This window comes from Waltera sp. (genome assembly GCF_046969025.1).
Taxonomy (GTDB): domain Bacteria; phylum Bacillota; class Clostridia; order Lachnospirales; family Lachnospiraceae; genus Acetatifactor; species Acetatifactor acetigignens.
Window position 1 is genome coordinate 129783 of the sequence record NZ_JBKVQF010000003.1, and the last position, 25020, is coordinate 154802.

Sequence of the window (25020 nt, forward strand, 5' to 3'; positions counted from 1 at the left end):
GGTACTCCCATCTTGATAAGGTTACGTACCTTCGTCCTTGGTTTCTTCCACTGTTTCCATATACACATACGTATTCTGTGATAGAGCCATCCGTTGATTTCATCTATGTTGTTCTTCATACTTGCAATTCCGTAGTAGTTAAGCCATCCCCTCGCATACACCTTGATTTTCTCAAGGTTTGGCTTGATTGACTGACATCGCTTACGGGAAGATAACTCCTTCAGTCTGGACTTGAACTTCTTCCATGACTTCGGATGAACTCGGACATAAATGCCTTTTCCGTTCCTTCCCAATGCAAAGCCAAGGAATTTAAAATTTCGGATTGCAAACACGCTGACAGTACGGCTCTTTTCTCGGTTGACTGTAAGTTTCAGCCTCTCCTCAAGATATTTTAACGATAATACATCTGGGTTATTGCATACTTGAAGCATTGATTCATACTCCTTCTTGGTGATAAATGCCATTACCTGTTTATCTGCTTTTATCTCAAAATCATGTCATACGTTGGAACTGCTCATAAGCATGGTTTCAATACTTATGAAACAATCAAAAATGCATTTTCAGGAAACCCTGAATTTATCTTTGGATGAGAGGTTCTGAACAGTTACAGAATAACAAAGAACTCACCTGCATGTTACCACGCAGGTGAGTTCTTTTTATCCATATCAACTATTCATCACCCCATTCGCAAAATCGCATCTACGATGCTACCTTTTGCTCATGTGGTTACTTCGCCATATTAATATCACCAAATATTCTTATGAATGCAGGCATTCAACGAATATTAGGTAATATTATCTGGCTCTGAATAGTTACATTATCTCTGTACACGTCCGGAAGCGTCGCCGCCAGCCAGGGTCTCAACTTCTTTTCTGGATACCAGGTTGAAGTCGCCGGGGATGGTGTGCTTCAGAGCGGATGCAGCTACGCCGTACTCAAGAGCATCCTTGAAGTTCTTTCCATCCAGCATACCGCAGATCACGCCGCCTGCGAAGGAGTCGCCGCCGCCTACACGGTCAACGATGGGATGAATGCTGTACTCTTTGGAGTGATAGAACTCCTTGGTATCTCTGGAGTAGATGCAAGCAGACCAGCCGTTATCGGAAGCGGAATGGCTTACACGCAGAGAGGATACGCAGTACTCGAAGTTGAACTTGTCAACCATCTGCTCGAAGATGGACTTGTAACCAGCCAGCTCCAGCTCACCGCTGGTAACATCGGTATCGCCGGGTTTGAAGCCAAGTACCAGCTCAGCATCTTCTTCGTTACCGATACATACATCAACATACTTCATCAGGTTGGTCATAACCTTCTGAGCCTTCTCGGAGCTCCACAGCTTCTTACGGAAGTTCAGGTCTACGGATACCTTTACACCATGCTTCTTAGCAGCGATCAGAGCCTTCTCGGTCAGTTCTGCAGCAGCGTCGGATACAGCAGGGGTAATACCGGTGAAGTGGAACCAGTCAGCGCCTTCAAAAATCTCATCGAAGTTGAAATCAGCCTCGGTTGCAGTAGAGATAGAAGAATGTGCTCTATCGTATACAACCTTGGAAGGTCTCATAGAAGAACCGCTCTCCAGATAGTAGATACCCAGTCTCTCACCGCATCTTGCGATGTGCTTGGTCTCTACGTTGTACTTTCTCAGAGCTGCTACTGCGCACTCACCGATCTCGTTGTCGGGAACTGCGGTAACGAACTCAGCGTCATGACCGTAGTTAGCCAGAGATACTGCTACGTTAGCTTCACCGCCGCCGTAGTTGATATCGAACTCATCTGCCTGGATAAATTTCTCGTTGTTGGGGGTGGACAGTCTCAGCATGATCTCACCCATGGTAATTACTTTTGCCATTTTGGTATATTCCTTTCTCACTAAAAATTGTCTATTATCTCCGGTTGGATGGCTGCATATTCCATCACGGACCCGCTCTCGCTTCGGCCCTCCCGTAGCGGTACATAAGATGCTAAAATACAGCATCTAAGTACCGACGGTCGGTTAGAGTCCGTGTCGGAACACGCAACCGTCCAACCTGCTTGTTCTAAATCCTATTCATTTCACCGTGTAATCGCTATATTACAGCGGAAGCGCGTCTGCAACTGAAATATGCAGTTGCTGCAACCGTACGGCTTAAAATTTGCTTATGATTTATTTCTGTACCAGATGAATAGCGAAGCCGCCGATCTCCTCTTTCAGGTAGATAGCCTTCAGGTTGCCCTTGGCATCTCTCTTAGCGGACTCCTCGTTGAACTCAACGCCCAGAACGGTGCTCAGGTAGTTGACAGCTCTCTCGATGTAGTTGGTCTTAACAGCGATGTGACCGTTCTTGCCCAGGTAAGGAGTCTTCATAACTTCCAGAGCAGAGCCTGCGAATACGGAGCTGTTGCCAACCTTAGCGGGCATACCAAAGATAAATGCGAAACGGTTTGCAGCCTTAACAGCCTCTTCCTCGTTCTCTGCATTGACACCAACATGAGCCAGTTCGAAGCCCAGCATGGTCTGTACAGCTTCTCTGGTCAGCTGCTCGATCTTGTCCCACTCACCAGCGTTGATCAGGTCGCCGGGAACCATCCAGGAACCACCGCATGCGATGATCTTGGGGAAGTCAAGGTAAGAAGTCAGGTTCTTAGCGTTTACACCGCCGGTAGGCATGAACTTCATATTTACATAAGGAGCTGCCATAGCCTTGATCTTAGCCAGACCGCCAGACTGCTCAGCGGGGAAGAACTTAACTACATCCAGGCCAAGCTCGATAGCCTGCTCGATGTCGCTGGGGCTGGAAGTACCGGGAGTGATAGGAATGTTCTTCTCTACACAATACTTAACGGTTCTGGGATTTAAGCCGGGGCTTACGATGAACTTAGCGCCTGCTGCTACTGCTGCGTCAACCTGCTCTGCGTTCAGAACGGTACCTGCACCAACACACATGCTGGGGAAGTTGTCGGTCATGATCTTGATAGCTTCTGCTGCTGCGCTGGTACGGAAGGTAACCTCTGCACAGGGAAGTCCGCCTGCGCAAAGTGCCTTTGCCAGAGGAAGTGCATCTGCTGCGTTGTCAATTTTTACAACCGGTACGATACCGATTTTGCTGATTTGCTCTAATACTGCGTTCATAAATAACACCTTTCTGTCTTATAGACTAATAGTTATGTGAAAAATCTTCGCAGGAGATCCTGTCGAAAATATTTCTGCAAAATGAAACCAATACTTTTATGCCAGTACTTCCTTCACTGCCTCAGCGATCTTGTCGCACTTGCAGTTTGCAAAGAAATACTCCTTAAACCTGGCACCGGATAAAGCACCCTTTACCAGTTCACGATCCAGATTCTTCAGGATGGTAACCATATCGGTATGAGTTACTTCTTTTACCTGATCCAGGATCTTCTTGTTGCGCTGCTCGGGAACAACTCTCTCAGGGGGATATCCACCGCCGCCGGGAGCACAGAACAGCTTTTCAAAAGTATACTGTAAGTTCAGTTCACCGCCCCAGCCGAAGTTCTCAGCAAAAGGAAGTGCTACACAGTTACCGTCGTTTACCTGAGAGAACAGGTAAGCATCCAGAGGGGACTCAATGTGTCCACACAGAACCTTGGGGAAGGAATTGCATGCAAGCATGGCACCTTCGCCGGTTCCGCATCCGGTGATAACGAAATCCGCTGCCCCGGAGTTCAAAAGAACTGCTGCCAGAATACCGTTCTGTACGTAGGTCAGGGAATTGGGATCCTCTGCGCCGCACATACCGTAGTTGAATACTTCATGACCCATGGGCTCTACTACTTTTTTAAGAGTAGCACAGATCATTTCATTCTTGGCAGCCTGACTGTTTTCATTGATCAAAGCTATCTTCATGAGATACTCCTTTTCCAAACGCCACAACAGTCAGCCGCCGAAATTCTTCTGCGACTGACCTGATGTGAATTGTTTATTCTGTTTTTGATATCCTGCGTAAATGCACAAGCTCCATAGCTACTCACTCGCAAATTCGTGCTTCGCACTCTGCATCCGGCTCGTAAACTCACCGGATATTTACTCGTGAGCTGTGCAAGGAAAACAAATGTCCGCTACGCGGCCGCTTGTTTTCCTTTTGCACAAGCTCTACTGGGGCTGCTTGCCGATGTAAGCAAGGATACCGCCATCTACATACAGGATGTGTCCGTTGACTGCATTGGATGCCTCAGAAGCAAGGAATACAGCGGGGCCGGTCAGCTCTTCGGGCTTTAACCATCTGTTAGCAGGGGTCTTAGCGCAGATGAACTGGTCGAAAGGATGTCTGCTGCCATCGGGCTGGATCTCACGAAGAGGTGCAGTCTGAGGAGTCTCGATGTAACCGGGTCCAAGGCCGTTACACTGAATGTTGTACTGGCCGTACTCGGAGCAGATGTTCTTGGTCAGCATCTTTAAGCCGCCCTTAGCTGCTGCATATGCAGATACAGTCTCACGACCCAGCTCGGACATCATGGAACAGATGTTGATGATCTTACCATGACCCTTCTTGATCATTGCAGGGATAACTGCTTTCGATACGATGAAAGGTGCATTCAGGTCTACGTCGATTACCTGACGGAACTGATCTGCGGTCATCTCGGTCATAGGGATTCTCTTGATGATGCCTGCGTTGTTCACCAGGATATCGATGGTGCCTACTTCCTTCTCGATCTGAGCTACCATAGCATTAACTGCTTCTTCGTTGGTAACGTCGCATACATAGCCGTGAGCCTTGATACCTTTCTCAGCGTATGCTGCGATTCCCTTGTCTACCAGCTCCTGCTTGATATCGTTGAAGCAGATGGTAGCACCGCACTCAGCGTATGCGGAAGCGATAGCGAAACCAATACCGTAAGATGCGCCGGTAACCAGTGCAACCTTACCTTCCAGTGAGAAATTAGTGAATTCAGACATTGTTTTTTCTCCTTTTCTTTATAAAAACTGTTATTTTAGTTACATGTTCCAAAGGATCTTATTTCAGATCTCTGTTGTCAACGCCGTCCATATCATCGAAGTCCTGATTCTCTCCGACCATACCCCAGATAAAGGTATATGCTCTGGAACCGCATCCGGAATGGATGGACCAGCTGGGGGAGATGACTGCCTCTTCGTTACGCATTACGATGTGGCGGGTCTCATCGGGCTCACCCATATAGTGCATAACAAAGGCATCCTCAGGCATATCGAAATACAGATATACTTCCATACGTCTGTCATGTGTATGACAAGGCATGGTGTTCCATACACTGCCGGGCTCTAACTTCGTCATACCCATCTCCAGCTGACAGCTCTCTACCTGTCCGGGAAGGATATACTTGCAGATTACTCTGTGGTTGGCATCCTCCAGAGTACCCAGTTCTACTTTATTCTCATCCTTTACAATGACCACGCCCTCTTCGGGAGTACCTTCCGGCTTGATCAGCACGGTCGGATAAGTCTTATGTGCGGGAGCGGAATTCAGATAAAATTTAGCGGGCTGTTTCTCATCTTCACTTGCGAAAATGATCTCCTTGGAGCCCATTCCTATGTACATAGCTTCCTTGTAACCTACCTTGTACACTTTGCCATCAACGGTAATCATACCTGCTCCGCCGATATTGATCACACCCAGTTCTCTTCTCTGACAGAAATACTCTGCACGGAGTTCATCTCCGGCGGTCAGAGTGATAGGGCTTACAGGAACTGCTGCTCCTGTAATGATTCTGTCGATGTGGCTGTACACCAGCTTGATCTCGCCGGGTACGAACAGATTCTGGATCAGAAACTCTTCTCTCAGACGCTCTGTGGTGTAATGCTTCACATCTCTTGGTGATACTGCTGTTCTAAGTTCCACCTTACGCCTCTCTTTCCTCAACGGGCGGCCTGCGTGCCGCTATTGAATGTTACCTTTTTATGAAAGCACTTACATTATAACATATCATTGTAACCATTTCCAACACATTTTTACTATTTTTTATAAAAATTTTGGAAGGCTGTAACTGCTTTTCTCTTTTGTATGAGTTAAGTATACTAGAAAAGATTCTCAAAGTCTTTTCATATTTTAATCTAAACATTGCAAATTTTGAACTTTTGGTGTTTAATAAAAGAAAAAGCGAAAAGGATGAAAGAAATGGAAGAACTTACCTCCTGTAAAACAGCCATAGATAACTGTAAAACCTCCGGGACTTTTGCCATTGCCCACTTATATAAAGAAGAAAAAGCCATGGACATGCACATCCATGACTGCTACGAGATCTACTATTCCATCTGCGGCGGCAAACAGTTTCTGATCGACAACTGCTTCTACACCATCGCCCCAGGCGATCTCTTTATCATCAACCAGTACGAAAGTCACAAGCTGACCCAGATCGACAACTCCGTCCACGAACGTATCGTTCTGTCGGTGGCGCCGGATTTCATGAAGCTGATCTCCACCAAAGAGACGGATCTGAGCTTTTGCTTCACCCACCGCAGTGCCCCCTTTTCCCATAAGCTTTCGCTCAACAAGGAACAGCAGAAACGTTTCCTCTATTATATCAACAAAATCACTTCCGCGGAGGGCTTTGCCCATGACATCACGGAATACGCCGCTTTCATGGAGCTGATGGTCATGCTCAACACGCTGTTCATCCGCAGTGCAGAGCAGACGGCGGCCGGGGAAACCGTAACAGTTCCCGCCGAATACAAGGACAGTAGCTACCGCTACAACCATCAGGTGGACGATATTCTGGCTTACATCAACCAGAACATCTCCCAGCCTATTACAGTGGAACAGCTGGCCGGACAGTTCTACTTAAGCGAATCCTATATCTGTCGGATTTTCAAATCCGCCACAGGCACCACCATTAATAAATACATCACCGCCCGCCGCATCAGTATCGCCAAGGCGGTTCTGAACGAAAACGGCAATGTTATGGAAGCCTTCGAACGCAGCGGTTTCACGGACTACAGCAATTTCTTCAAAGCCTTCACCAAAGCCGTGGGTGTTTCCCCGAAAAAATACGCAAGCCTGAGTGTCAGCTAAACTGCTGACGCTCAGGCTCTTCTTTTTACATTTCTTAATCATTCGGTCTCTGGTAGAACCGGCCCGCCAGATTCTCCGTACGGATCATGTTGACAAAGGCCTGCGGGTCCGTCTCCCGCACCGTATTCACAACTTTGCTCACCTCGTCTCGTCCCACCACGGAATACAGCACGTCACATTCCTGTTTGGAATAACAGCCCTCACCCTTGATCAGGGTGGCATCGTGATGGGTGATCTCCGCAATAGCTTCGTAGACATCCTCCGGCCGTTTCGTCACGATGATCAGTGTCTGCTTCTGGTAGCGCTTGTACAGCACATGGAGTACCTGCGTGGAGGTATACTGAAAAATAATGGAATACAGCGCCTTGTCCCAGCCAAACAGTGCTCCGGCGATTCCAAGGATCACCACATTTCCCGCAAAAATATAATTCCAGGAATCAATGCTGTACTTTTCCGACAGGAAGATCGCGATAAAATCCGTACCGCCGCTGGTGGCATTGGCGAACAGACACAGGCTGATGGCCAGTGCATTGATCAGTCCACCGAAGATAGCAATCAGCAGAATATCCTCCGTTACCGGCCAGGCGGGCACCATATCCGTCAAAATACCGCTCACCACGATCATCAGACAGGAATAACCGGTGAACTTTTTTCCGATGAATTTGAAGCTGATGACCACCGGAACCGCATTTAAGATAAAGTTGATCACCGAAAAAGGAGGCTCCCAGTGCCACAACAGCACGCTGATCTCCTGGATCAGTCGGGTCAGACCGTTGAATCCACCGGGGATCAATCCCCCGGCCCGGACAAAGCTTTTCAAATTGACTGCCATGATAAAGGATCCCGCCAGGATCAGGCAGGTACGCCGCAAGGTATCACAAATACTCTTCTTCGTCATAATTCGCTCCTTCTTACATCCTTCCTGCCTCTTCCTTCACAGAACCTTCCTCTGTGTGCGTTTTTTCCGCATTCCCGTCTTCCATCGTTTCGTCTGCTGCCTTTTGCAAAGGCTCATTCTCCGCACAGTCTTTCCTTTTCCTGTCACACCTCTGACACAACACGCATCCCAACAGGATCAGTACACTTCCCGCACTCACTAAAATACCGATATTCCGTCCTTCCGGTACATAGTGCATCTGTATCGTATGTTCTCCCGCTTCCAGATCAAATGCCATGAGCGCATTGCCAAACTGCTCAGGCTCTGCATTTTCTCCGTCGATCTGCACCGTCCAGCCCTCCTCATAAGGCACGGACAGGATCAGTCTGCCGGCTTCTTTCAGACTTAAGGTTCCGGAAATATGGGTGCTGTCCATCGCTACATTTTCAAGATGTTCTTTTGACAATATCTCCACTGCCTGTGCCAGCACTTCTTCATTCAGTACATAAGCTTCCGCCGATACCTTCGGGGTATCGTCCGTGTCATCCCCATTGGTCAGCGTCACGCGCTCTCCCTCCAACAGATATCCCAGATACAGAATGGATCCGTCCTTCAGATCACTGTAATCCTGCGTCTCCAGCGTTCCCCCAAGCACCTGAACCTTTTTCGTCCCTGTGGCATTGATCCTCGCGTAATAGTAGCCTGCCCGGTCCGCCGTAATACATACATTATCTCCGCTAGTCTCACTGGTCGCCCGGTCCAGTAAGGGCTCTGCGATTCCCAGATCCTCGGTCAGCTGATTCTGCACTCTCACACCGGTGCCGATCTCGTCCGTAACATTCCAACCCATCGGTGCCACATAGCCAAAAGGCAGCGTATATTTACAATGATATAAATAAACATCTCCGCTGTTATTCACGATCTCATACAGACCGTTTTCGTATTTATCCGATTCGCCGAACATATAATCCACATTCAGGAGTGCCGACACGAAAGCTGTCGCTCCGTCAAATCCGTAATAAACCTTGCTGTGACGCATACCCAGCATTTTATACAGGTCCATGACGTTGGAATTCATGGTGGAGGAAAATACGGAAGCCGTAGGGTATCCCGTAAGAGTACCGTCATTTTTCGTCTTGCGGGTAAACTTCTCGATACGGAAGAAGTCATCCCCCTCCTGTTCCTGCGTAAGGGCGTACAACGCCTTATAATCCTCCTGGTCTCCCAGATAAGCGCTTCGTCCGGTAGTGCCCAGACTCGTATTAAATGTATTGATGCTCAGCTCCGCCACTATGCACGCCAGCACCAGAATCCCCAGCACCTGCCTCGTCAGTTCGTCTTTTCTCGTCCGGTACAGATACAGAAGCACACCATAGATCGTAACAAATACCAGGGTCAACACTTCAATGCCGGTGTCAAAATCTTCACTCTCCACGAATTTTTCACAGGCAAGTAAAAATATCACCGCCGCCAGATACCCATAGATGATCTGCCTGGGAGAAGTGCCCTCCACATTTCGGAAAGCATCATAGCACATGACAAGGATCAGAAAAATATATAGAAAAGACTGTCTCGCCGGCAGGGAATCCGGATAATTCAGACCGTGCCATAAAAAGTCCAGGACATTGGTTCCGAAGCTGAGCAGCAAAAATCCCGCCAGTGCCAGATTGCAGAACCGTTTTCTCACCGATATTTTTTCATTCAGTGCATACATGGGCACCAGTAAAAATACTGCCACACCACAGTAAATGTTCGGCCAGTGTTCCAGTCCCCTCTCCGTGGTCACGCACAGGCAATGTCTCGCCAGCATATCAAACACGGAAAAATAGGACTCCAGCGTACCGGGGAAATCCGAATTGCCAAAATCCGTCCGTAGAATAGCACAGACCTCCGGAATCAACAATGCCGCTGCCAGACCTCCGGCCAGCAGGGAGGCAAATGCAAATCTTCCGATCCTGCCGAATACGATCCGTGCTTTCCTGCTCTGCCCTTCCGTCATGGTATAGTATTCCGTGATCAACAACATTCCAAAATACAGCACCAGAAAGATACAGATCATAATGGAGATGTAATAATTGGTCAGAATACAGAGTCCCAGAGTCACGGTATACATGACCCATTTGCCTTCTCTGACCAGCCGCTCTGCTCCTAACAGGATCAAGGGTAGCAGGATCAGGCAGTCCAGCCACATCACATTCCAGTTGTAGGCCGCCAGATAGCCGGACAGAGCATACGCAGTGGAAAACAAAAGAGCCGCCGGATCCTCCTTGCCGAACACTTTCCGCAGATAGATGCTGAAGGTAAGCCCCATAAGGCCGATCCGCAGGATCACCAGATAACTCATGAATTCCATGATCAGGCCTTCCGGCAGCAAAAATACCAGCCAGTTAAAAGGACTTGCCAGATAATAGACATACAGTGCCAGGAAATTCGATCCGATCCCTACATTGTAGGAATAGAACAGTCCCTCTCCCGCTTTGATCTTGTGTACAAATTCACTTAAAAAAGGCATATACTGATGGTACATGTCGGAGAACAGAAAACTCCGGTCACCAAAAGGATATATGCCCCGTATGATAAAAAGAACCAGCATAATAAATGCAGGCACAAAGAACGCAAGCACAGAGATCCCTCTCTGCATCCTGCGCTCCTCACTACTTGTTGCTGTCGTTTTATTGCCGTTCATATTATTTTTCTCCCACGATCTCTTTTCTTACCTTCCGTAATCAAACAGCAGATAATACTCCAGCCTCCGGTAATCGTTCAATGCTTCCCCACATTCCTTCACCGTCGTAAGAGTGCCGTCCGCCTCTCTCACACCTGCTGCGCTGATCACCGGGTATTCCTTCCGAAGCCCGGTCAGACTGCTCTGCAGGGCAGGCAGCGGCAGATCACAGTTCTCCAGCACATCCATGGCCAGATAATTGGCACTGGTCTCTCCGTCCATCTGCTCCTCAATGTCAAAGTTGCTCCAGATCACATAAGGTACTTTATATTTTAACAGATTTTCCTCATCTGTTAAAGTCTCCGGATTCACTTTATTATTTCTTAAGATCGGATTGCTCACATAGGTCGTAGGCTGATGATCCCCGAAGAATACAATCATGGTATCCTCTTCCGCCTGAGAGAAGTAATCGATCAGACCCTGCAGGGCGGAATCCGTCTGTTTTACCAGGGACAGATACATGGACAATGCTTTGGAGTCAATACCATCCACGGTAATATCCGGGGTAAAGTTATGGAATTCCTCTTCGTAACCACTGTGATTCTGCATAGTTACGTTAAAGGCAAACAGAGGCTCTCCCGCTTCCTTGTTCTCATACAGTTCGATGATCTTGGCAAAGCTGCTCTCATCGGAGATATAGTTACGGATCCGTTTCGGATTCCTGAAATCGTCCTGTGACAGGAACTCATCAAATCCAAGCAGCGGATAGACTCTGTCTCTGTCCCAGCCGCTGGCATAATAAGGATGGATCGCCACAGTATGATAATCCAGTTCCTTCAGGTAGGAAGCCAGAGAAGGCATCTCCTTCTGCACATACTGCTGGTAAGCCACGCTGCCCTGCGGTAAAAATCCTATAGTGCTGCCGGTAAGGAATTCAAACTCCGTATTGGCAGTATTCCCGCCTAGCACGGAAACATTCAGGTAACCGGTTCTGGTATTCTCTGCCCCCTGTTGTAAGCTGTGAATAAAGGGCATATAGTCTTCGTTGGTGGTAAACTCTCCCCGGACTGCCAGATCCGAAAATGCCTCATCCATGATCACAATGATATTCGGACGCTTCACGCTCTCCGGGTCTTCCACAGCTGCTGCAAGCCCAGCGGAATCCTTCCCGGCCTGCTCATAATTGCTGCCGGTGCCATCTGCAGAATAATCTGCGGGTTTCTCCACATCCAGATATTCCATTTCCATCAGAAATGCCACGATATTGCCATCTCTCTTATTCATGACGGTAGGGGTAAACAGCTTGTCGTATAATCCAAAGCTCTGCACAAAGCTCTCGCTCTGTATCATGCCGGTATAACCATAGATCATGACAATGCTTAACAGGATCAGCGCCGCTCTCTTTGCCACTCTTCCCGGTGCCTTCATATGAAAACGGCTCTCGATCAACAACAAAATCAGGAATCCCACAATGACCAGTATCGTACTGGTGGACAATTCATAGCTGAAATTGCCCGCCACACTGGCTGCTGTACTGATGGAATAAATATCCCAGGGCATGATGGGTGCGGAACGGAAATTCAGCACATAATAATTCGCCAGTCCTGCCACCATGAAAAAGGCCGTCTGCAACATCAGAGCCGCCCGGACATATTTCACGATTCCGAATAACAGAAGTGCGGTCAGTACATAGAACGCCATGTTCAACAGCTGGGTTTTGAAATGCATTGTCGTAAAAGGATTATGGGTATACATTTCAAACAGATAAAATGTCACCAGCGGACATACTGCCAGCGCGATACAGGAAGGAAGCTTCTCCCTGGTAATTCCTATTTTTCGAACGGAATGACGCAAAAAGCCTGTAATGGCAGCTGCGACACTTCGTATTGATTTTTTCTGTAAATAATCCATCGCTTAACTCTCCTTACGATTCTGAAGAGATTTTATCGCAATGACAGAAAAATAACAATTTCCGAATTGCACACATTTACTAACATTACAGGCTTAATTTTGTTACTTTTTACTTATATTTTACGTATTACTACTTGACTTCGTATTTTCCGGCTTCCTTCAGGCGCAGCATTGCTCTCGCCATGGATGCCTGGGATACATGATACTCCTGGATGCTCTGCTTCTGACGCAGCTGTTCCTTCGCACGCTCCAGGGCAGCCTCCGCACGGACCCTGTCGATATCCTCCGGCCGTTCTGCCGTATCCACCAGCATGATCACACGGTTATGAGAAATATAGACAAACCCCACACCTACTACAACCTTGGTCCAGTCGTCATCCTCTTTTTCCTTAAACCGTACCTCGCCTTCCTTCGTGGCAATGACCATATCCTCATGATGGGACATGATGGCCTGCTCGCCGTCCAGAGCCGGTACGATAATGATGCCGCATTTCCCGTCGAAAAATACTTTATCACTGGCAATGACCTTCAAGCTGAAGGTGTTCATACGCACACCGCCTTTCCTTACTGTGCCATGAGCTTCTTGGCCTTCTCCACTGCCTCGTCAATGGTTCCTACATTGAAGAATGCAGCCTCGGGATACTCATCCATCTCTCCGTCGATGATCGCACGGAATCCACGGATGGTCTCCTTCACAGGCACATACTTACCGGGTACACCGGTGAAGTTCTCTGCCACATGGAAGGGCTGGGACAGGAAACGCTGAATCTTACGGGCACGATATACGGTGACCTTATCCTCATCGGACAGCTCTTCCATACCCAGAATGGCGATGATGTCCTGCAGTTCCTTGTACTTCTGCAGCATTGCCTGTACCTGGCGGGCGGTCTCGTAATGCTCCTTACCTACCACATCCTCTTCCAAAATACGGGAGGTGGATTCCAAAGGATCCACAGCTGGGTAAATACCCTGCTCCACGATCTTACGGGACAGAACGGTGGTGGCATCCAGATGAGCGAATGTAGTTGCGGGTGCAGGGTCTGTCAGGTCATCCGCAGGCACATAGACAGCCTGTACGGAAGTAACACTACCCTTATTCGTAGAAGCAATTCGCTCCTGCAATTCACCGACTTCGGTAGCCAGAGTGGGCTGATATCCTACTGCGGAAGGCATACGGCCTAACAATGCGGATACCTCACTACCTGCCTGTACGAAACGGAAAATGTTATCAATGAACAGCAGCACGTTCTGGTGCTCTTCATCACGGAAGTACTCTGCCATGGTCAGTCCGGTCTCGGCTACACGCATACGTGCTCCGGGGGGCTCGTTCATCTGACCGAAGACTAGCGCAGTCTTCTCCAGAACTCCAGACTCCTTCATCTCACTCCACAGATCGTTACCCTCACGGGAACGCTCTCCGACACCAGTGAAAATAGAATATCCACCGTGCTCGGTAGCAATATTACGAATCAGCTCCTGAATCAGCACGGTCTTACCTACACCGGCACCGCCGAACAGACCGATCTTACCACCTTTTGCATAGGGAGCCAGCAGATCGATAACCTTGATACCGGTCTCCAGCATCTCTACTACAGGACTCTGCTCTTCGAAGGAAGGTGGATCTCTGTGGATGACCCAATGCTCCTCTCCTTCCAGGGATTCTCCACCGTCGATGGTCTCTCCCAATACGTTGAACAATCTACCCAGTGTCTTATTACCTACCGGCACCTGAATTCCTTTTCCGGTAGCAATGACATCCATATCCTTGCAAAGTCCTTCACTGGCACCCAGCATGATGCAGCGAACGGTATTGTTGCCAATATGCTGTGCCACTTCCATGACCAGACGCTTGCCTTCACTGTATACTTCCAGGGCATCCTTGATAAAGGGAAGATCATTGTTCTCGAACTCTACGTCTACAACAGGTCCCATGACCTGGACGATCTTACCATGATTTTTTTCCTTTACGTTACTCAATTGTTCAGGACCTCCTTTCTTGCCTTTTTCTTCTTTTTCTGAGCCTTGGCACCGGCAATGACCTCAGTGATCTCCTGTGTGATCATAGCCTGACGTACCCGGTTGTACTGAATGGACAGATCATGGATCATGGCGGAAGCATTCTTATTTGCTGCCTCCATGGCCATCATCCTGGCGTTCTGTTCACTGCAGAACGATTCTACCAGTGCACCGTATACATATCCCATGACAAAATCCGGAACAATGTTATCAAGCACTGCTTTCGGGGACGGGGTCATGACAAGCGGATCCTGATACATACTCAGATCCTGTCCGTCTTTGGTAATAAACCGTTCTTTTACGATAGGTAGCAGACGCAGCATCTGCGGTTCCGTCGTCACGCTGTTTACCATATTGGTATAAATAATATATACCTCATCCAGCTGCTCTTCTTCGAACTGCTCCAGGATCGTCTCTGTGATGATCCTGGCACGATGCAGGGTCGGGTTCTGTGCTGTATAATGGAACTGCTCAGCCACCTTGATTCCTCTGTGTCCGAAATACTGACGTCCCAGCTCACCCACGACAAACAGCTTGTAGCTTCCTGTCTGTCCGGCTTTCTGCATCTGTTCTTCTGCCATTTTCAGTACGTTATGGTTGTAGGCTCCGGCCAGTCCCTTATCCGCGGTGACTACTATCAGTCCCGTAGTCTTCTCCCCAGCCGGTTTGTCCTTCCGTTCATCGAAATATTTATTATCGATCTCCGGTAAATGACGGACAATTCTGCTGACCATCGTCTGCAGAGTATAGAAGTAAGGCTCTGTCTCTTCCAGATTCTTCTTAGCTTTCCGAAGCTTTGTGGAAGAGATCATATACATGGCATTGGTGATCTTCATGGTATCCTGAATGCTTTTCATACGACTTTGTATTTCTCTCGTATTTGCCATGTTAACCTCCTGTTATTTGTAACTATTCAGAGCCAATGGGCGAAGTAACCACATAAGCAAAAGTAAAGCCCTGAAAGAGCGGTTTTGCGAATGGGTTTCTGAATAGTTACATTATTTCTGTAAAAATTCCTTTTTAAATTCTGTTGCAGCATCACAGATCTGCTTGTTCAGCTCGTCATCCAGAGCCTTGGTGGTCTCTAACTGACGAACGATGTCGCTGTGCTGTTCCTTCATGTAGTCTAAGTACTTCATCTGGAAATCCTTTACCTGACTTACAGGCACATCCAGCATCACTCTGCCGTTGGCTGCACACAGGGTCATAACCTGCTCTGCCATGCTCAAAGGTCTGCACAGAGGCTGCTTCAACAGTTCCATCAGTACATGTCCGTGCTGTAACTGTTCCTTTGTGGCGTTATCCAGATCAGATGCGAACTGGGTGAACACTTCCATCTCACGGAACTGTGCCAGGTCGATACGGATACTTCCGGCTGCTTTCTTCATTGCCTTGGTCTGTGCAGCACCGCCGACACGGGATACGGACAGACCGACATTGACTGCAGGTCTCATGCCGGAGAAAAACAGATCACTCTCCAGGAAGATCTGACCATCGGTAATGGAGATAACGTTGGTCGGAATGTATGCGGATACATCGCCTGCCTGGGTCTCAATGATCGGCAGTGCGGTGATGGAGCCGCCGCCCTTATCTGCACTCAGTCTTGCGGAACGCTCCAGCAGTCTGGAATGCAGATAGAATACATCTCCGGGATATGCCTCACGTCCGGGAGAACGTTCCAGCAGCAGGGACAGTGCACGATAAGCTACCGCATGCTTGGACAGATCATCGTATACGATGAGGACATCCTTGCCCTGATACATAAAGTACTCAGCCAGTGCGGTACCGGAATAAGGTGCGATGTACTGTAGAGGTGCAGGATCGCTGGCGGTTGCGGATACGATAATGGTGTAATCCATGGCATCGTTCTTTTTCAGGGTTCCTACCAGTTTTGCAATGGTGGATGCCTTCTGGCCGATAGCCACATAGATACATACCACATCCTTGCCCTTCTGGTTCAAAATTGCATCGATGGCAATGGAAGTCTTACCGGTCTGACGGTCACCGATGATCAGCTCACGCTGTCCACGACCGATGGGGAACATGGAATCGATAGCCAGAATACCAGTCTCCATAGGCACGCCTACGGACTGTCTGTCCACGATGGAAGGTGCCGGCTGCTCGATGGGACGATAGCCTTCTTCCTTAATAGGACCTGCACCGTCAATGGGTGCTCCCAGAGCATCCACGATTCTGCCTTTGAATCCGTCACCTACAGGAATACCGGCTCTCTTACCGGTACGAACGACTCTGGTGCCTTCGCGGATCTCGGTATCATGACCGAACAGGATACATCCGATCTCATCTCTGCGGACATCCTGTACCATACCTTTGACACCGGAATCAAAGATAACGATCTCGCCGTACTCTGCATGGTCGATACCATTGACGTTGGCGATACCGTCACCTACCCAGCTGACAGAACCGATCTCATTTTCCTGTGCCTGTAAGTTGAAATCCTCGATCTCACCTTTCAGAATGGAAATAATGCCCTGCTCACTGGCGGTCTTTCCTACCTGGGAAAGCTTGTCTGCGAACTGCTTCATACGTCCATTGGTACTCCAGTCATAGACCTCGTTACCGGCACGGATGATGAAACCGCCGCCAAGAGAAGGATCTTCTTTGGTCTCAAAGACCATATCCTCTCTGTTGTATTTCTTCTGGATAAAATTACGGATATTCTGCAGCTGCTCATCGGTGGGCGCTGTCACATAGGACAGGGTTACAACGAACTCTTCCTTTTTCTCGGGAGAGACTTCTCTGTATGCGGTGCAGATATCATCCCACAGATAGACGTCTCCGTTGTCACACAGGACTTTCAGAAAATCTCTGATCTGTAAGGGGAATACTTTTTCTATTACATTATGCTTGGCAGACAGTGATACAGCAGGGGATTCGAAATCCAGCTTCACCTGCGGTACGGCTTTGAAGATATCGCCTGTCTGACCTACAATGTCTCCGGGGATATTCAGTTCACGCAATCTTTTTGCGTATTCTAAAGCTGTACTAATCAATCTTTTCACCTGTCTTTGCTATAAATTGGTTGTAAAGTTCTCTGTCTGAATCTGCGTTCTGCTTGGCAGCTACCAGTTTTGCAGTCGCTTCCACTACCAGGCCGGCGATCTGTTCCTGTGCCTGCTCGATGCGCTTCTGCTCTTCCAGTGTGGCATTCTTACTGGCATTGTCCATGATCTTTTTCGCTTCTGTCTGGGCATCTGCCACGATGCGGTCATATTCGTTGCTGGCCTTGCCTCTTGCCTCGTTCAGAATGCTTTCTTTTTCTGCCTGAACACCGCTTAAGGATGCCTCGTACTGACCTTTCAGTTCATTGGCACTGTCCTGTGCAGCTTTTGCATCTGCATATTGCTTATCGATCTCTGCCTGTCTTGCATCCAGGATCTTGTGGATGGGCTTGATCAGGAAGATCTTCACAATGGCAAAGATGATCAACAGATTCAGGATGGTCCATACAATATTAATATCTAATCTCAGCATGTGCTTTCATCCTTTCTTACGTTTCGCTTTCTAATTTCCTTATAACTATCCGAAACTTCCATTCGCAAAACGCTCTTTCAGAGCTTTCTTTTTGCTCATGAAGTTTTAGTCATCGTAAATCGTCACAAAACAGCTTACAAATGCAGGCATTTGACGCTTGTCTGTGACGTTTCCGGCTTCGGATAGTTATGCCATGAACAGAATGATCAGGATACCGATAACGAATCCGTAAATAGCGGTTGCCTCTGCCAGCGCACCACCTAACAGTAAGATCTTGGTGATCTTGCTCTCTGCTTCCGGCTGTCTTGCGACTGCCTCTGCTGCTTTACTTGTTGCGATACCGATACCGATACCTGCTCCGATACATGCCAGTGCTGCAATACCTGCTCCAATAGCTATCATAATTCTTTTCCTCCGTTTTTGTGTGAATTAGTGTTTCATAACTATTCATAATCGCATTCGCAAAATAGCTCTGAATAGTTATCCAGTTACTCAATGGCTTCCTTAATGTACATGGATGTCAGGAATACAAATACATATGCCTGAATCAATCCATCAAAAATATCAAAGTAAAAGCTGAAGGGTACCGGCAATGCTACCGGAACCAGAAGCTTCAACAGCTCCATGATAACGAATGCTCCCAAAACGTTACCAAACAATCGCATACACAGGGACAGGGGCTTGATGAACACCTCCAGGATATTGATAGGTGTTACGATCGCGATGGGTTCGGTAAAGCTCTTGATCCATCCGCCCACACCTTTTTTGCGAATACCTGCGGCTTCCACCAGAACGATACTCATCAGGGCCAGTGCCGCCGTTACGTTCAGATCCTTGGTAGGGGGCTTCATACCGAACAATCCAATGATATTGGATATGCCCAGATACAACAGTACGCTAACCAGATATGGTACATACCGTTTGCCTTCTTCTCCGATCATTCCCGTAACAATGCCTTCCAGCTTTGTCACGATCGTCTCTGCCACCAGCTGTCGTCTGCTGACATTGTGTACTTTGAGGTTGCTTGTAAGGATAATCGACAAGATCAGAATGACTGCCATGACCACCCAGGTGATAACGACCGATTCCGCAATGTCCAGCTGTACTCCACCGATCAGGGGTAGACCTGCCGGAAGCTTAATAGAAAAAGCCGTGTCACAATTCAGTTCCTTGAGCAGTTCTGATGCCAATTCCTCCATAATACCACTTCCTTTCCGTGAACATCCTTGAAAGAGTTTTCACTCCCTCACGGTCGTTGCTATTTTACTCCTATTTATTGAAAAACGTAAGATACATTTTTGCTAATTTGTTCCATGCAAAGATGAAAAGTTATGGCATATATTAACTATAAAAAATGAGGTATCAGAAAATCATATGACAAAATTAGTCATTTTGGGACGCAAATCCCAGACGGGCAATTATGAGACGTTTTTTTCGAAACTTCCCGCCAGAACCGTAACCACACTGGTCCCTGGGGAAGTCACCTCCTGTGATGCCCTGATTCTGCCGGGCGGCGGAGATATCACTCCGGCTTTCTTCGGAGAAAAAAACAAAGGTTCCCGTACTGTTGACACCGAACTGGACATCCTGCAATTTCAGGCCCTTGACACAGCCATTGCCGCCAGGATCCCCGTGATCGGGATCTGCAAGGGCATGCAGGTCATCAATGTTGCCTTCGGTGGCACTATTTTGCAGGATATGTCGGGAGATTCCCTGCACAGTATCCCTTCCGGTGATGCATTCCATACGTCCATTATGACGGAAGATTCCCGTCTTTTCAAGTATTTTCCTGTCAAAATGCACGTCAACAGCGCCCACCATCAGAGGATCGACCGCTTAGGTCAGCATCTGAAGATCATTCAGCGCTGCCCCGATGACGGCTGCCCCGAAGCCTTGGAGCATGACGAGCTGCCGATCCTTGGGCTGCAGTGGCATCCGGAGCGTCTTCCGGAACAGGCCGGTGAGCCTCTGCTTTCTCTTCTTTCTTCTTATTTCTGAATCTGCGCCCGGGCTTTTTCGCCGGGGCCAGCTCCTCTCTGACCTTGACTTTGGCGATTTCGAACAGGGAGCGGATGATTCCCCGCAGCATCTCCGCGGTCTGGGCGTCCACTTCCTTCAGTGCAGTAACCACCGCATTCATACTCTTTTTCCAGTCAGCGGTAAACGTGATCAGATCATCCGCCTGGGATGCGGAGATAACCTGATAGAGTGTTTCCACGAAGGTGCGGACCTGTTCTTCATTTAAGGACAGTATCCATTCGTTCAGTGCTTCATTCATGATCTTCTGGCTCTCATAAATGTCATCCACATCCACGAAATGGTCCTCCTCCACCAGCCAGGAAAAAGGATCGTGCTGCAAAAGCCCATGGCTGTTGCTCTCCACCACGCGGTAATGAATATCCCGCTCGAAAATCATACCGATCATGGAAGAATGTGGCAACAGCTTCACCACCTTGCCTTCGATGGCATTATAGTGACACTCCTTCAGCACTTCCGGCCGGAATCCAGGCCCATCCAGACTGTAGATCTTCTGGATCCGTTTCTGCACAAAAGGGGCGCATTTCATGGCACTGTAGACTGCCAGATTGCCGCCCTTGGAATGCCCTCCGATATAAAAGGGCTGGTGCAGCCATCCGGTGACCATATTTACATATTTTACACTGTACTCCTGCCCCGGCACCGGTGACAGAAATGCCATGTTGAAATCTTCCTTCCAGCCTACGATAGTCTCATCCGTTCCCCGGAATGCCAGAAACAGGGTTCCGTCATCCAGAATAAAAGTGGTGGCGGAGAACTGGGTCTCCCATTCCTTTTCCACCAGATTGATATAGCAGTTCAGCTTCATATCCCGGAAACGTCTGCCACTTAACATTCCTTCGAACAGCGCCCGGTTCTCCTTCTCAAAACGGACATCCCCGAACAGTTTGTCCACGTCCGGACGCTCTGCAATCTCCCGCAGGGTCACGGAAGGGCCATTGTGCCGCACATCGCTGACCATTCCGTCGAATTTCAGATAAGAGAGCTGGCACAATGCCAGACTGTCCACATCATTCAGAGGTTTTTCCCGAAAAGAAATGTCTCCGTATTTTTGCAAATATTCTATTACCGTTCCTGCCATATGCCGCTCCTTTCCGTGAGGAACTTTCCTTGCGTATTTCGCCGGATTGTGTTACGTTCTATATAATGATGCCAGGGTCAAAAGGTCTAAGCCCACATGAGCTTGCTCATAGGTGGGTGAAAGACCTTAGGACCCGCCCCGATATGAGCATAAAAGTGGGATGATAATCCCACGATATGCGAATATTGGGTAGGGTGCTATGTGCCAGTGGCACATGTCTAGCACGGACCGAAGCGGAGCGGAGACGTGGGAGTGCGTAGCACGGAACAATCCGTAGGCATCAAAGTCGGGGGCTTTTGACCCCGACATCATATAATTATATGGTAACTATTCAGAGCCATGCAAATCATGTCAACATGTACGTCGAATGCTTGCATTCGTAAGAACATTTGATATGATTTATATGGTAAAGTAACCACAATGAGCAGAGAACAGGCCGGCCTGTTCTCCAAGGAAGCCTCATAGAGGCGATTTTGCGAATGGAGGTCTGAATCGTTACATTATTAGGTAGAAATCATAAAGAAGGTGATCCGTCATGTCCACAAAGAATTCCAACTTTTTTTCCAGAGATTGTATGGTACAGGCTCTGATCCAGCTGCTGAAGACCAAATCCCTGTCCAATATTACAATTACCGAGCTGACCGAGCGTGCCGGTGTCTCCCGCATGACCTATTATCGCAATTACCATTCTCTGGATGAGATCTTCAGCAGTTATCTGAAGGATCTGGTAGAATCCTACCGTCAGGATGTTGCGACATGGCCGGACAAGGGCAATTACAATGACTCCCGCAATATGCTGCATTGTTATGAATATTTCAATCATTACAAAGAATTCATTGCCTGTCTGGTGCAGACCGGTCTGGGGCACCTGCTGTTACAGGCACTGGACAGCTACATTCTGGATACCTATTATACCGAAGACAAGGGGCAGGATTTTTATTACACGCTCCGAGCCTTCTCCGGTTCCCTCTACAATATTTATGTCACCTGGATTCTGGAGGATTCCAAAGAATCCGCTGAAGAGATCGTATCCATTATCCGCAAGATTTATTCGTAGGTTCCCCGATCTGTTCTCCATAGTAATTCAGCAAAGGACTGCGCAAAATACGCAGTCCTTTATTATTTGATAATTTATCTCTGATCCAAAGGAACATATTCCAGTTCCTGCATTACGCTCTTGTAAGCGGGACGAATGATCTTATCCATATTGATCAGCTCTTCGATACGATGTGCACTCCATCCTACGATTCTGGCAATGGCGAAGATCGGGGTATACAGTTCCAGAGGAATCTCCAACATGCTGTATACGAAACCGCTGTAGAAATCAACGTTGGCGCTGACACCCTTGTAGATCCGGGATTTCTGGGAAATGACCTCCGGTGCGATCCGCTCGATCATGGAATACAGGGCGAAATCCTTGTCTCTGCCCTTGGCTACCGCCAGTTTTTCCACAAAGCTCTTGAATACCTGGGCTCTGGGGTCAGACAGGGAGTAGACTGCATGCCCCATACCATAGATCAGTCCCTTGCCGTCGAAGGCTTCTTTGCTCAGAATCTTGTTCAGATATGCCCTTACCGCATCCTCATCTGTCCAGTCGGACACATGTGCTTCGATATCCCGCATCATCTCTACGACCTTGATATTGGCACCACCATGTTTTGGTCCCTTCAGGGAGGAAAGTGCTGCCGCAATGACAGAATAAGTATCGGATCCGGAAGAAGTCACGACTCTGGTGGTAAAGGTGGAGTTGTTACCACCGCCATGCTCCATATGCAACACCAGTGCGGTGTCCAGTACCCTCGCCTCCAGTTCGGTGTATTGTTTGTCCGGGCGAAGCATCATCAGCAGATTCTCTGCGGTGGAAAGTTTCTTCTGGGGACGGTGTATGTACATACTCTCATCGTTGGAATAGTGATTATATGCATGGTAGCCGTAGACTGCCAGCATGGGGAACACAGCAATCAGTCCCAGGCACTGTCTTAATACATTTTCAATGGAAGTGTCGCTGCAGTTTTTATCATAGGAAGCCAGTGTCAGAACGCTCCTGGTCAGTGAATTCATAATATCACTGCTGGGGGCTTTCATAATGACGTCTCTGGTGAAGTTGGTCGGCAGAGTTCTGCTGGACGCAAGAATATCGTTAAAATGTTTCAGTTCCTCACGGTTCGGCAGCTTACCGAACAGAAGTAAATAAGCCACTTCCTCGAATCCGAAATGATCACCCCGGAAGCCGTTGACCAGCTCGATGCAGTCATAGCCGCGATACCACAGCTTACCTTCACAGGGAACTTTTTTGCCGTCTTCCATTTTGAAGGATTCGATCCGTGAAATATTGGTAAGACCTGCGACTACGCCGTTACCGTTCTTATCACGCAGTCCCCTCTGTACACCGTATTCGTCGAACATCTGGGGTTCCAATCTATCTGCCGCTCTGCACAATCCGGCATGTTCCAACATATACTCTTCGTTTTTCTTCATCCAAATACCTTCCTTTCCCTCACATTTTTATATACTTATTTATCATAACTTTTTGGAAGGGGCGATGTCAATTAACAAAGTATAAAATTATCCCAGAATCCTCTTTGTATTTTCTTTTATTTTCTCCGACAGATCTGCGTATTTTATCAGTTCTTCCTCGGTAAATCCCACAAATCTCGCCTCATCATAATCCCGCTGTGCCAGTGCCAGTTCCTTCATGACCGCTTCCGCAGTGGGAAGGATTGTCACTGTGACCTTGGTTTTACGGTCTTTGCGCCTTGTCTCCGGCTTTTCCGCTTTTCCCTGTACTTCTCCGGCTGCCTTGCTTTTTCTGGAAGGCTTGGGTTCCTTCACTTCCTCTATTTTCAAGAATCCCTTCATGGTCAGGCGTTGCAAGCCGCTGGTCAGGTTCGTGCGGGAGATTCCGGCGAAATCCGCCAGTTCCCGTCTGCTGTCCCACTCGTGCTTTTCACACAGGCACAGAAGCAGCCGCACATCCGCTACCTTCAGATCTCCTTTTAATGCCACCGGCTCCAGATAATGTTCCAGAAGCTTCCGCTTACGGTAAGCATCCCCCGCCGGTCCCTCGGCCTGCAGGATCTCGGTGTTGACAAAGACTCTCTCGTCTCCCAGCTTCTTGGATCCGGGCAGGATGGAAGGCGGCACGGTTCCGTCTCCTGCCGCATCAATGAAGAAACGATATACCTGCAAACGGTTCTTCTCGTAGTCCTCTTCTTCCAGCACATGCTTGTAGAAGTTATTGTAATACTCAAAGACATTCAACTTCATCTTTACCGTCTTGGAGATGCTGATTCCCTGACTGGCAAGGGAGCCTTTGCGCTTCACATAATAATAGATTGGGGCATGCAGGGCATAGAATACTTTCGCGTAACGGATATATTCCAGATTGAACAGAAAATCCTCACACCAGTTGATATTCGTATCCATTCGCAGACTGTGCTCCTCCACCAGATCCCTGCGGTACAGTTTGTTCCACAACACACCATAGTAAAAGTCTGCCGGATTCTCCATCATATGTGCCGCGAACTCCTCCTGGGTGAGCACACCCTCCTCTTCAATGTCTCCCTTGGGGGACAGACGCTCTCCCACCACGCGGTAAAAGTCTGAAATGACCATATCGCAGCCATACTCTTCCGCCGCCCGCACGAACAGTCTTGTGGCATCCGGCGTGATCCAGTCGTCGCTGTCTAAGAATTGCAGATATTTTCCCCGTGCACGATCCAATGCCAGATTTCTGCTGTCGGAGACTCCGGTATTTTCCTTCTGGATCACAATGACTCTTGTGTCCTTGTTGCCGTATTCCTCGCAGATGTCACCGGAGGAATCCGTACTGCCGTCGTTTACCAGAAACACTTCAAAGTCCGTGTATTCCTGATTCAAAATGCTGTCGACACAGCGTCGTAAATATTGCTCCGCATTGTATACCGGAACAATGATGCTTACCATGGGACGCATA

20 protein-coding genes and 3 pseudogenes are annotated in these 25020 nt (G+C 48.3%); 3 read left to right on the forward strand and 20 right to left on the reverse strand.

The features are described from left to right. The 6 genes and pseudogenes from ACLTOH_RS02480 to kduI form a co-directional block, all read right to left on the reverse strand. A pseudogene (locus ACLTOH_RS02480) lies at positions 1 to 479 on the reverse strand (group II intron maturase-specific domain-containing protein); the annotation flags it as partial. Between the two features lie 338 nt (positions 480 to 817). Beyond that, positions 818 to 1849: a sugar kinase gene (locus tag ACLTOH_RS02485; RefSeq protein ID WP_117465824.1), complete on the reverse strand. Its 1032-nt coding sequence runs from the start codon at positions 1847 to 1849 to the stop codon at positions 818 to 820. Positions 1850 to 2143: 294 nt separating this feature from the next. Beyond that, the gene (locus ACLTOH_RS02490; RefSeq protein ID WP_118504599.1) at positions 2144 to 3109 is read right to left on the reverse strand and encodes a bifunctional 4-hydroxy-2-oxoglutarate aldolase/2-dehydro-3-deoxy-phosphogluconate aldolase; all 966 of its coding nucleotides are present in this window, start codon (positions 3107 to 3109) and stop codon (positions 2144 to 2146) included. Between the two features lie 96 nt (positions 3110 to 3205). Then, positions 3206 to 3844, reverse strand: a complete 639-nt coding sequence (locus ACLTOH_RS02495) for an RpiB/LacA/LacB family sugar-phosphate isomerase (RefSeq protein WP_118504601.1) — start codon at positions 3842 to 3844, stop codon at positions 3206 to 3208. Positions 3845 to 4090: 246 nt separating this feature from the next. After that, positions 4091 to 4894: a gluconate 5-dehydrogenase gene (locus tag ACLTOH_RS02500; RefSeq protein WP_022154728.1), complete on the reverse strand. Its 804-nt coding sequence runs from the start codon at positions 4892 to 4894 to the stop codon at positions 4091 to 4093. Between the two features lie 58 nt (positions 4895 to 4952). After that, a complete protein-coding gene (gene kduI, locus ACLTOH_RS02505; RefSeq protein WP_117465822.1) occupies positions 4953 to 5813 on the reverse strand; it encodes a 5-dehydro-4-deoxy-D-glucuronate isomerase in 861 nt (286 codons plus the stop codon). 276 nt (positions 5814 to 6089) lie between these two features. On the opposite strand from kduI, the gene ACLTOH_RS02510 reads away from it, so the two are divergent. Further along, positions 6090 to 6983, forward strand: a complete 894-nt coding sequence (locus tag ACLTOH_RS02510; protein ID WP_022312048.1) for an AraC family transcriptional regulator — start codon at positions 6090 to 6092, stop codon at positions 6981 to 6983. A gap of 34 nt (positions 6984 to 7017) precedes the next feature. Here ACLTOH_RS02510 and ACLTOH_RS02515 read toward each other — a convergent pair whose 3' ends face one another. From ACLTOH_RS02515 to ACLTOH_RS02560, 10 genes are all read right to left on the reverse strand, one after another. Beyond that, the gene (locus ACLTOH_RS02515) at positions 7018 to 7881 is read right to left on the reverse strand and encodes a YitT family protein (RefSeq protein WP_022312047.1); all 864 of its coding nucleotides are present in this window, start codon (positions 7879 to 7881) and stop codon (positions 7018 to 7020) included. A gap of 13 nt (positions 7882 to 7894) precedes the next feature. Beyond that, positions 7895 to 10546, reverse strand: coding sequence for a YfhO family protein (locus ACLTOH_RS02520; protein ID WP_337631243.1), 2652 nt, complete (start codon positions 10544 to 10546; stop codon positions 7895 to 7897). A gap of 27 nt (positions 10547 to 10573) precedes the next feature. Continuing rightward, on the reverse strand, positions 10574 to 12436 hold the full coding sequence (locus ACLTOH_RS02525) for an LTA synthase family protein (RefSeq protein WP_337769906.1): 1863 nt from the start codon (positions 12434 to 12436) through the stop codon (positions 10574 to 10576). Positions 12437 to 12566: 130 nt separating this feature from the next. Continuing rightward, positions 12567 to 12983: an ATP synthase F1 subunit epsilon gene (atpC, locus tag ACLTOH_RS02530; protein WP_022312044.1), complete on the reverse strand. Its 417-nt coding sequence runs from the start codon at positions 12981 to 12983 to the stop codon at positions 12567 to 12569. A gap of 17 nt (positions 12984 to 13000) precedes the next feature. Beyond that, positions 13001 to 14413, reverse strand: a complete 1413-nt coding sequence (gene atpD / locus ACLTOH_RS02535; protein ID WP_022312043.1) for a F0F1 ATP synthase subunit beta — start codon at positions 14411 to 14413, stop codon at positions 13001 to 13003. After that, on the reverse strand, positions 14410 to 15339 hold the full coding sequence (atpG, locus tag ACLTOH_RS02540) for an ATP synthase F1 subunit gamma (protein WP_022312042.1): 930 nt from the start codon (positions 15337 to 15339) through the stop codon (positions 14410 to 14412). The genes atpD and atpG overlap by 4 nt, the downstream gene beginning before the upstream one ends. Positions 15340 to 15450: 111 nt before the next feature. Continuing rightward, positions 15451 to 17466, reverse strand: a complete 2016-nt coding sequence (atpA, locus tag ACLTOH_RS02545; protein ID WP_227062405.1) for a F0F1 ATP synthase subunit alpha — start codon at positions 17464 to 17466, stop codon at positions 15451 to 15453. Beyond that, on the reverse strand, positions 17459 to 17947 hold the full coding sequence (locus ACLTOH_RS02550) for an ATP synthase F0 subunit B (protein WP_022312934.1): 489 nt from the start codon (positions 17945 to 17947) through the stop codon (positions 17459 to 17461). Before ACLTOH_RS02550 ends, atpA begins: the two co-directional genes overlap by 8 nt. Positions 17948 to 18133: 186 nt before the next feature. Then, positions 18134 to 18349, reverse strand: coding sequence for an ATP synthase F0 subunit C (gene atpE, locus ACLTOH_RS02555; RefSeq protein ID WP_022154739.1), 216 nt, complete (start codon positions 18347 to 18349; stop codon positions 18134 to 18136). 86 nt (positions 18350 to 18435) lie between these two features. Continuing rightward, positions 18436 to 19146 (reverse strand): F0F1 ATP synthase subunit A, encoded by a 711-nt coding sequence (locus ACLTOH_RS02560; RefSeq protein ID WP_022312933.1) that lies wholly within the window; start codon positions 19144 to 19146, stop codon positions 18436 to 18438. A 175-nt stretch (positions 19147 to 19321) separates the two neighbouring features. On the opposite strand from ACLTOH_RS02560, the gene ACLTOH_RS02565 reads away from it, so the two are divergent. Next, positions 19322 to 19945 (forward strand): gamma-glutamyl-gamma-aminobutyrate hydrolase family protein, encoded by a 624-nt coding sequence (locus ACLTOH_RS02565; protein WP_022312932.1) that lies wholly within the window; start codon positions 19322 to 19324, stop codon positions 19943 to 19945. A gap of 214 nt (positions 19946 to 20159) precedes the next feature. On the opposite strand, the pseudogene ACLTOH_RS02570 reads toward ACLTOH_RS02565, so the two are convergent. Next, a pseudogene (locus ACLTOH_RS02570) lies at positions 20160 to 21065 on the reverse strand (DUF2974 domain-containing protein); the annotation flags it as partial. Positions 21066 to 21151: 86 nt separating this feature from the next. Further along, positions 21152 to 21377, reverse strand: a pseudogene (locus tag ACLTOH_RS02575) (hypothetical protein). Between the two features lie 223 nt (positions 21378 to 21600). Between ACLTOH_RS02575 and ACLTOH_RS02580 the strand changes: the two are divergent. Beyond that, complete coding sequence (locus ACLTOH_RS02580; RefSeq protein ID WP_412223257.1) at positions 21601 to 22122, forward strand: TetR/AcrR family transcriptional regulator; 522 nt, start codon at positions 21601 to 21603, stop codon at positions 22120 to 22122. A gap of 74 nt (positions 22123 to 22196) precedes the next feature. On the opposite strand, the gene ACLTOH_RS02585 is transcribed toward ACLTOH_RS02580, so the two are convergent. Further along, positions 22197 to 23543 carry a citrate/2-methylcitrate synthase gene (locus ACLTOH_RS02585; protein ID WP_118539108.1) on the reverse strand — a complete coding sequence of 449 codons (1347 nt, stop codon included), beginning with the start codon at positions 23541 to 23543 and terminating at the stop codon, positions 22197 to 22199. An 87-nt stretch (positions 23544 to 23630) separates the two neighbouring features. Then, entirely contained in the window at positions 23631 to 25019 is a 1389-nt protein-coding gene (locus tag ACLTOH_RS02590; protein ID WP_118504625.1) for a glycosyltransferase, read from the reverse strand. Position 25020: the final 1 nt, after the last annotated feature.

Bases quoted from the DNA above. Each gene is read 5' to 3' on its own strand.
- ACLTOH_RS02485 (WP_117465824.1), bottom strand. From the start codon at position 1,849: ATGGCAAAAGTAATTACCATGGGTGAGATCATGCTGAGACTGTCCACC.
- ACLTOH_RS02490 (WP_118504599.1), bottom strand. From the start codon at position 3,109: ATGAACGCAGTATTAGAGCAAATCAGCAAAATCGGTATCGTACCGGTT.
- ACLTOH_RS02495 (WP_118504601.1), bottom strand. From the start codon at position 3,844: ATGAAGATAGCTTTGATCAATGAAAACAGTCAGGCTGCCAAGAATGAA.
- ACLTOH_RS02500 (WP_022154728.1), bottom strand. From the start codon at position 4,894: ATGTCTGAATTCACTAATTTCTCACTGGAAGGTAAGGTTGCACTGGTT.
- ACLTOH_RS02510 (WP_022312048.1), top strand. From the start codon at position 6,090: ATGGAAGAACTTACCTCCTGTAAAACAGCCATAGATAACTGTAAAACC.
- ACLTOH_RS02515 (WP_022312047.1), bottom strand. From the start codon at position 7,881: ATGACGAAGAAGAGTATTTGTGATACCTTGCGGCGTACCTGCCTGATC.
- ACLTOH_RS02520 (WP_337631243.1), bottom strand. From the start codon at position 10,546: ATGAACGGCAATAAAACGACAGCAACAAGTAGTGAGGAGCGCAGGATG.
- ACLTOH_RS02525 (WP_337769906.1), bottom strand. From the start codon at position 12,436: ATGGATTATTTACAGAAAAAATCAATACGAAGTGTCGCAGCTGCCATT.
- atpC (WP_022312044.1), bottom strand. From the start codon at position 12,983: ATGAACACCTTCAGCTTGAAGGTCATTGCCAGTGATAAAGTATTTTTC.
- atpG (WP_022312042.1), bottom strand. From the start codon at position 15,339: ATGGCAAATACGAGAGAAATACAAAGTCGTATGAAAAGCATTCAGGAT.
- ACLTOH_RS02550 (WP_022312934.1), bottom strand. From the start codon at position 17,947: ATGCTGAGATTAGATATTAATATTGTATGGACCATCCTGAATCTGTTG.
- atpE (WP_022154739.1), bottom strand. From the start codon at position 18,349: ATGATAGCTATTGGAGCAGGTATTGCAGCACTGGCATGTATCGGAGCA.
- ACLTOH_RS02560 (WP_022312933.1), bottom strand. From the start codon at position 19,146: ATGGAGGAATTGGCATCAGAACTGCTCAAGGAACTGAATTGTGACACG.
- ACLTOH_RS02565 (WP_022312932.1), top strand. From the start codon at position 19,322: ATGACAAAATTAGTCATTTTGGGACGCAAATCCCAGACGGGCAATTAT.
- ACLTOH_RS02580 (WP_412223257.1), top strand. From the start codon at position 21,601: ATGTCCACAAAGAATTCCAACTTTTTTTCCAGAGATTGTATGGTACAG.
- ACLTOH_RS02585 (WP_118539108.1), bottom strand. From the start codon at position 23,543: ATGAAGAAAAACGAAGAGTATATGTTGGAACATGCCGGATTGTGCAGA.
- ACLTOH_RS02590 (WP_118504625.1), bottom strand. From the start codon at position 25,019: ATGCGTCCCATGGTAAGCATCATTGTTCCGGTATACAATGCGGAGCAA.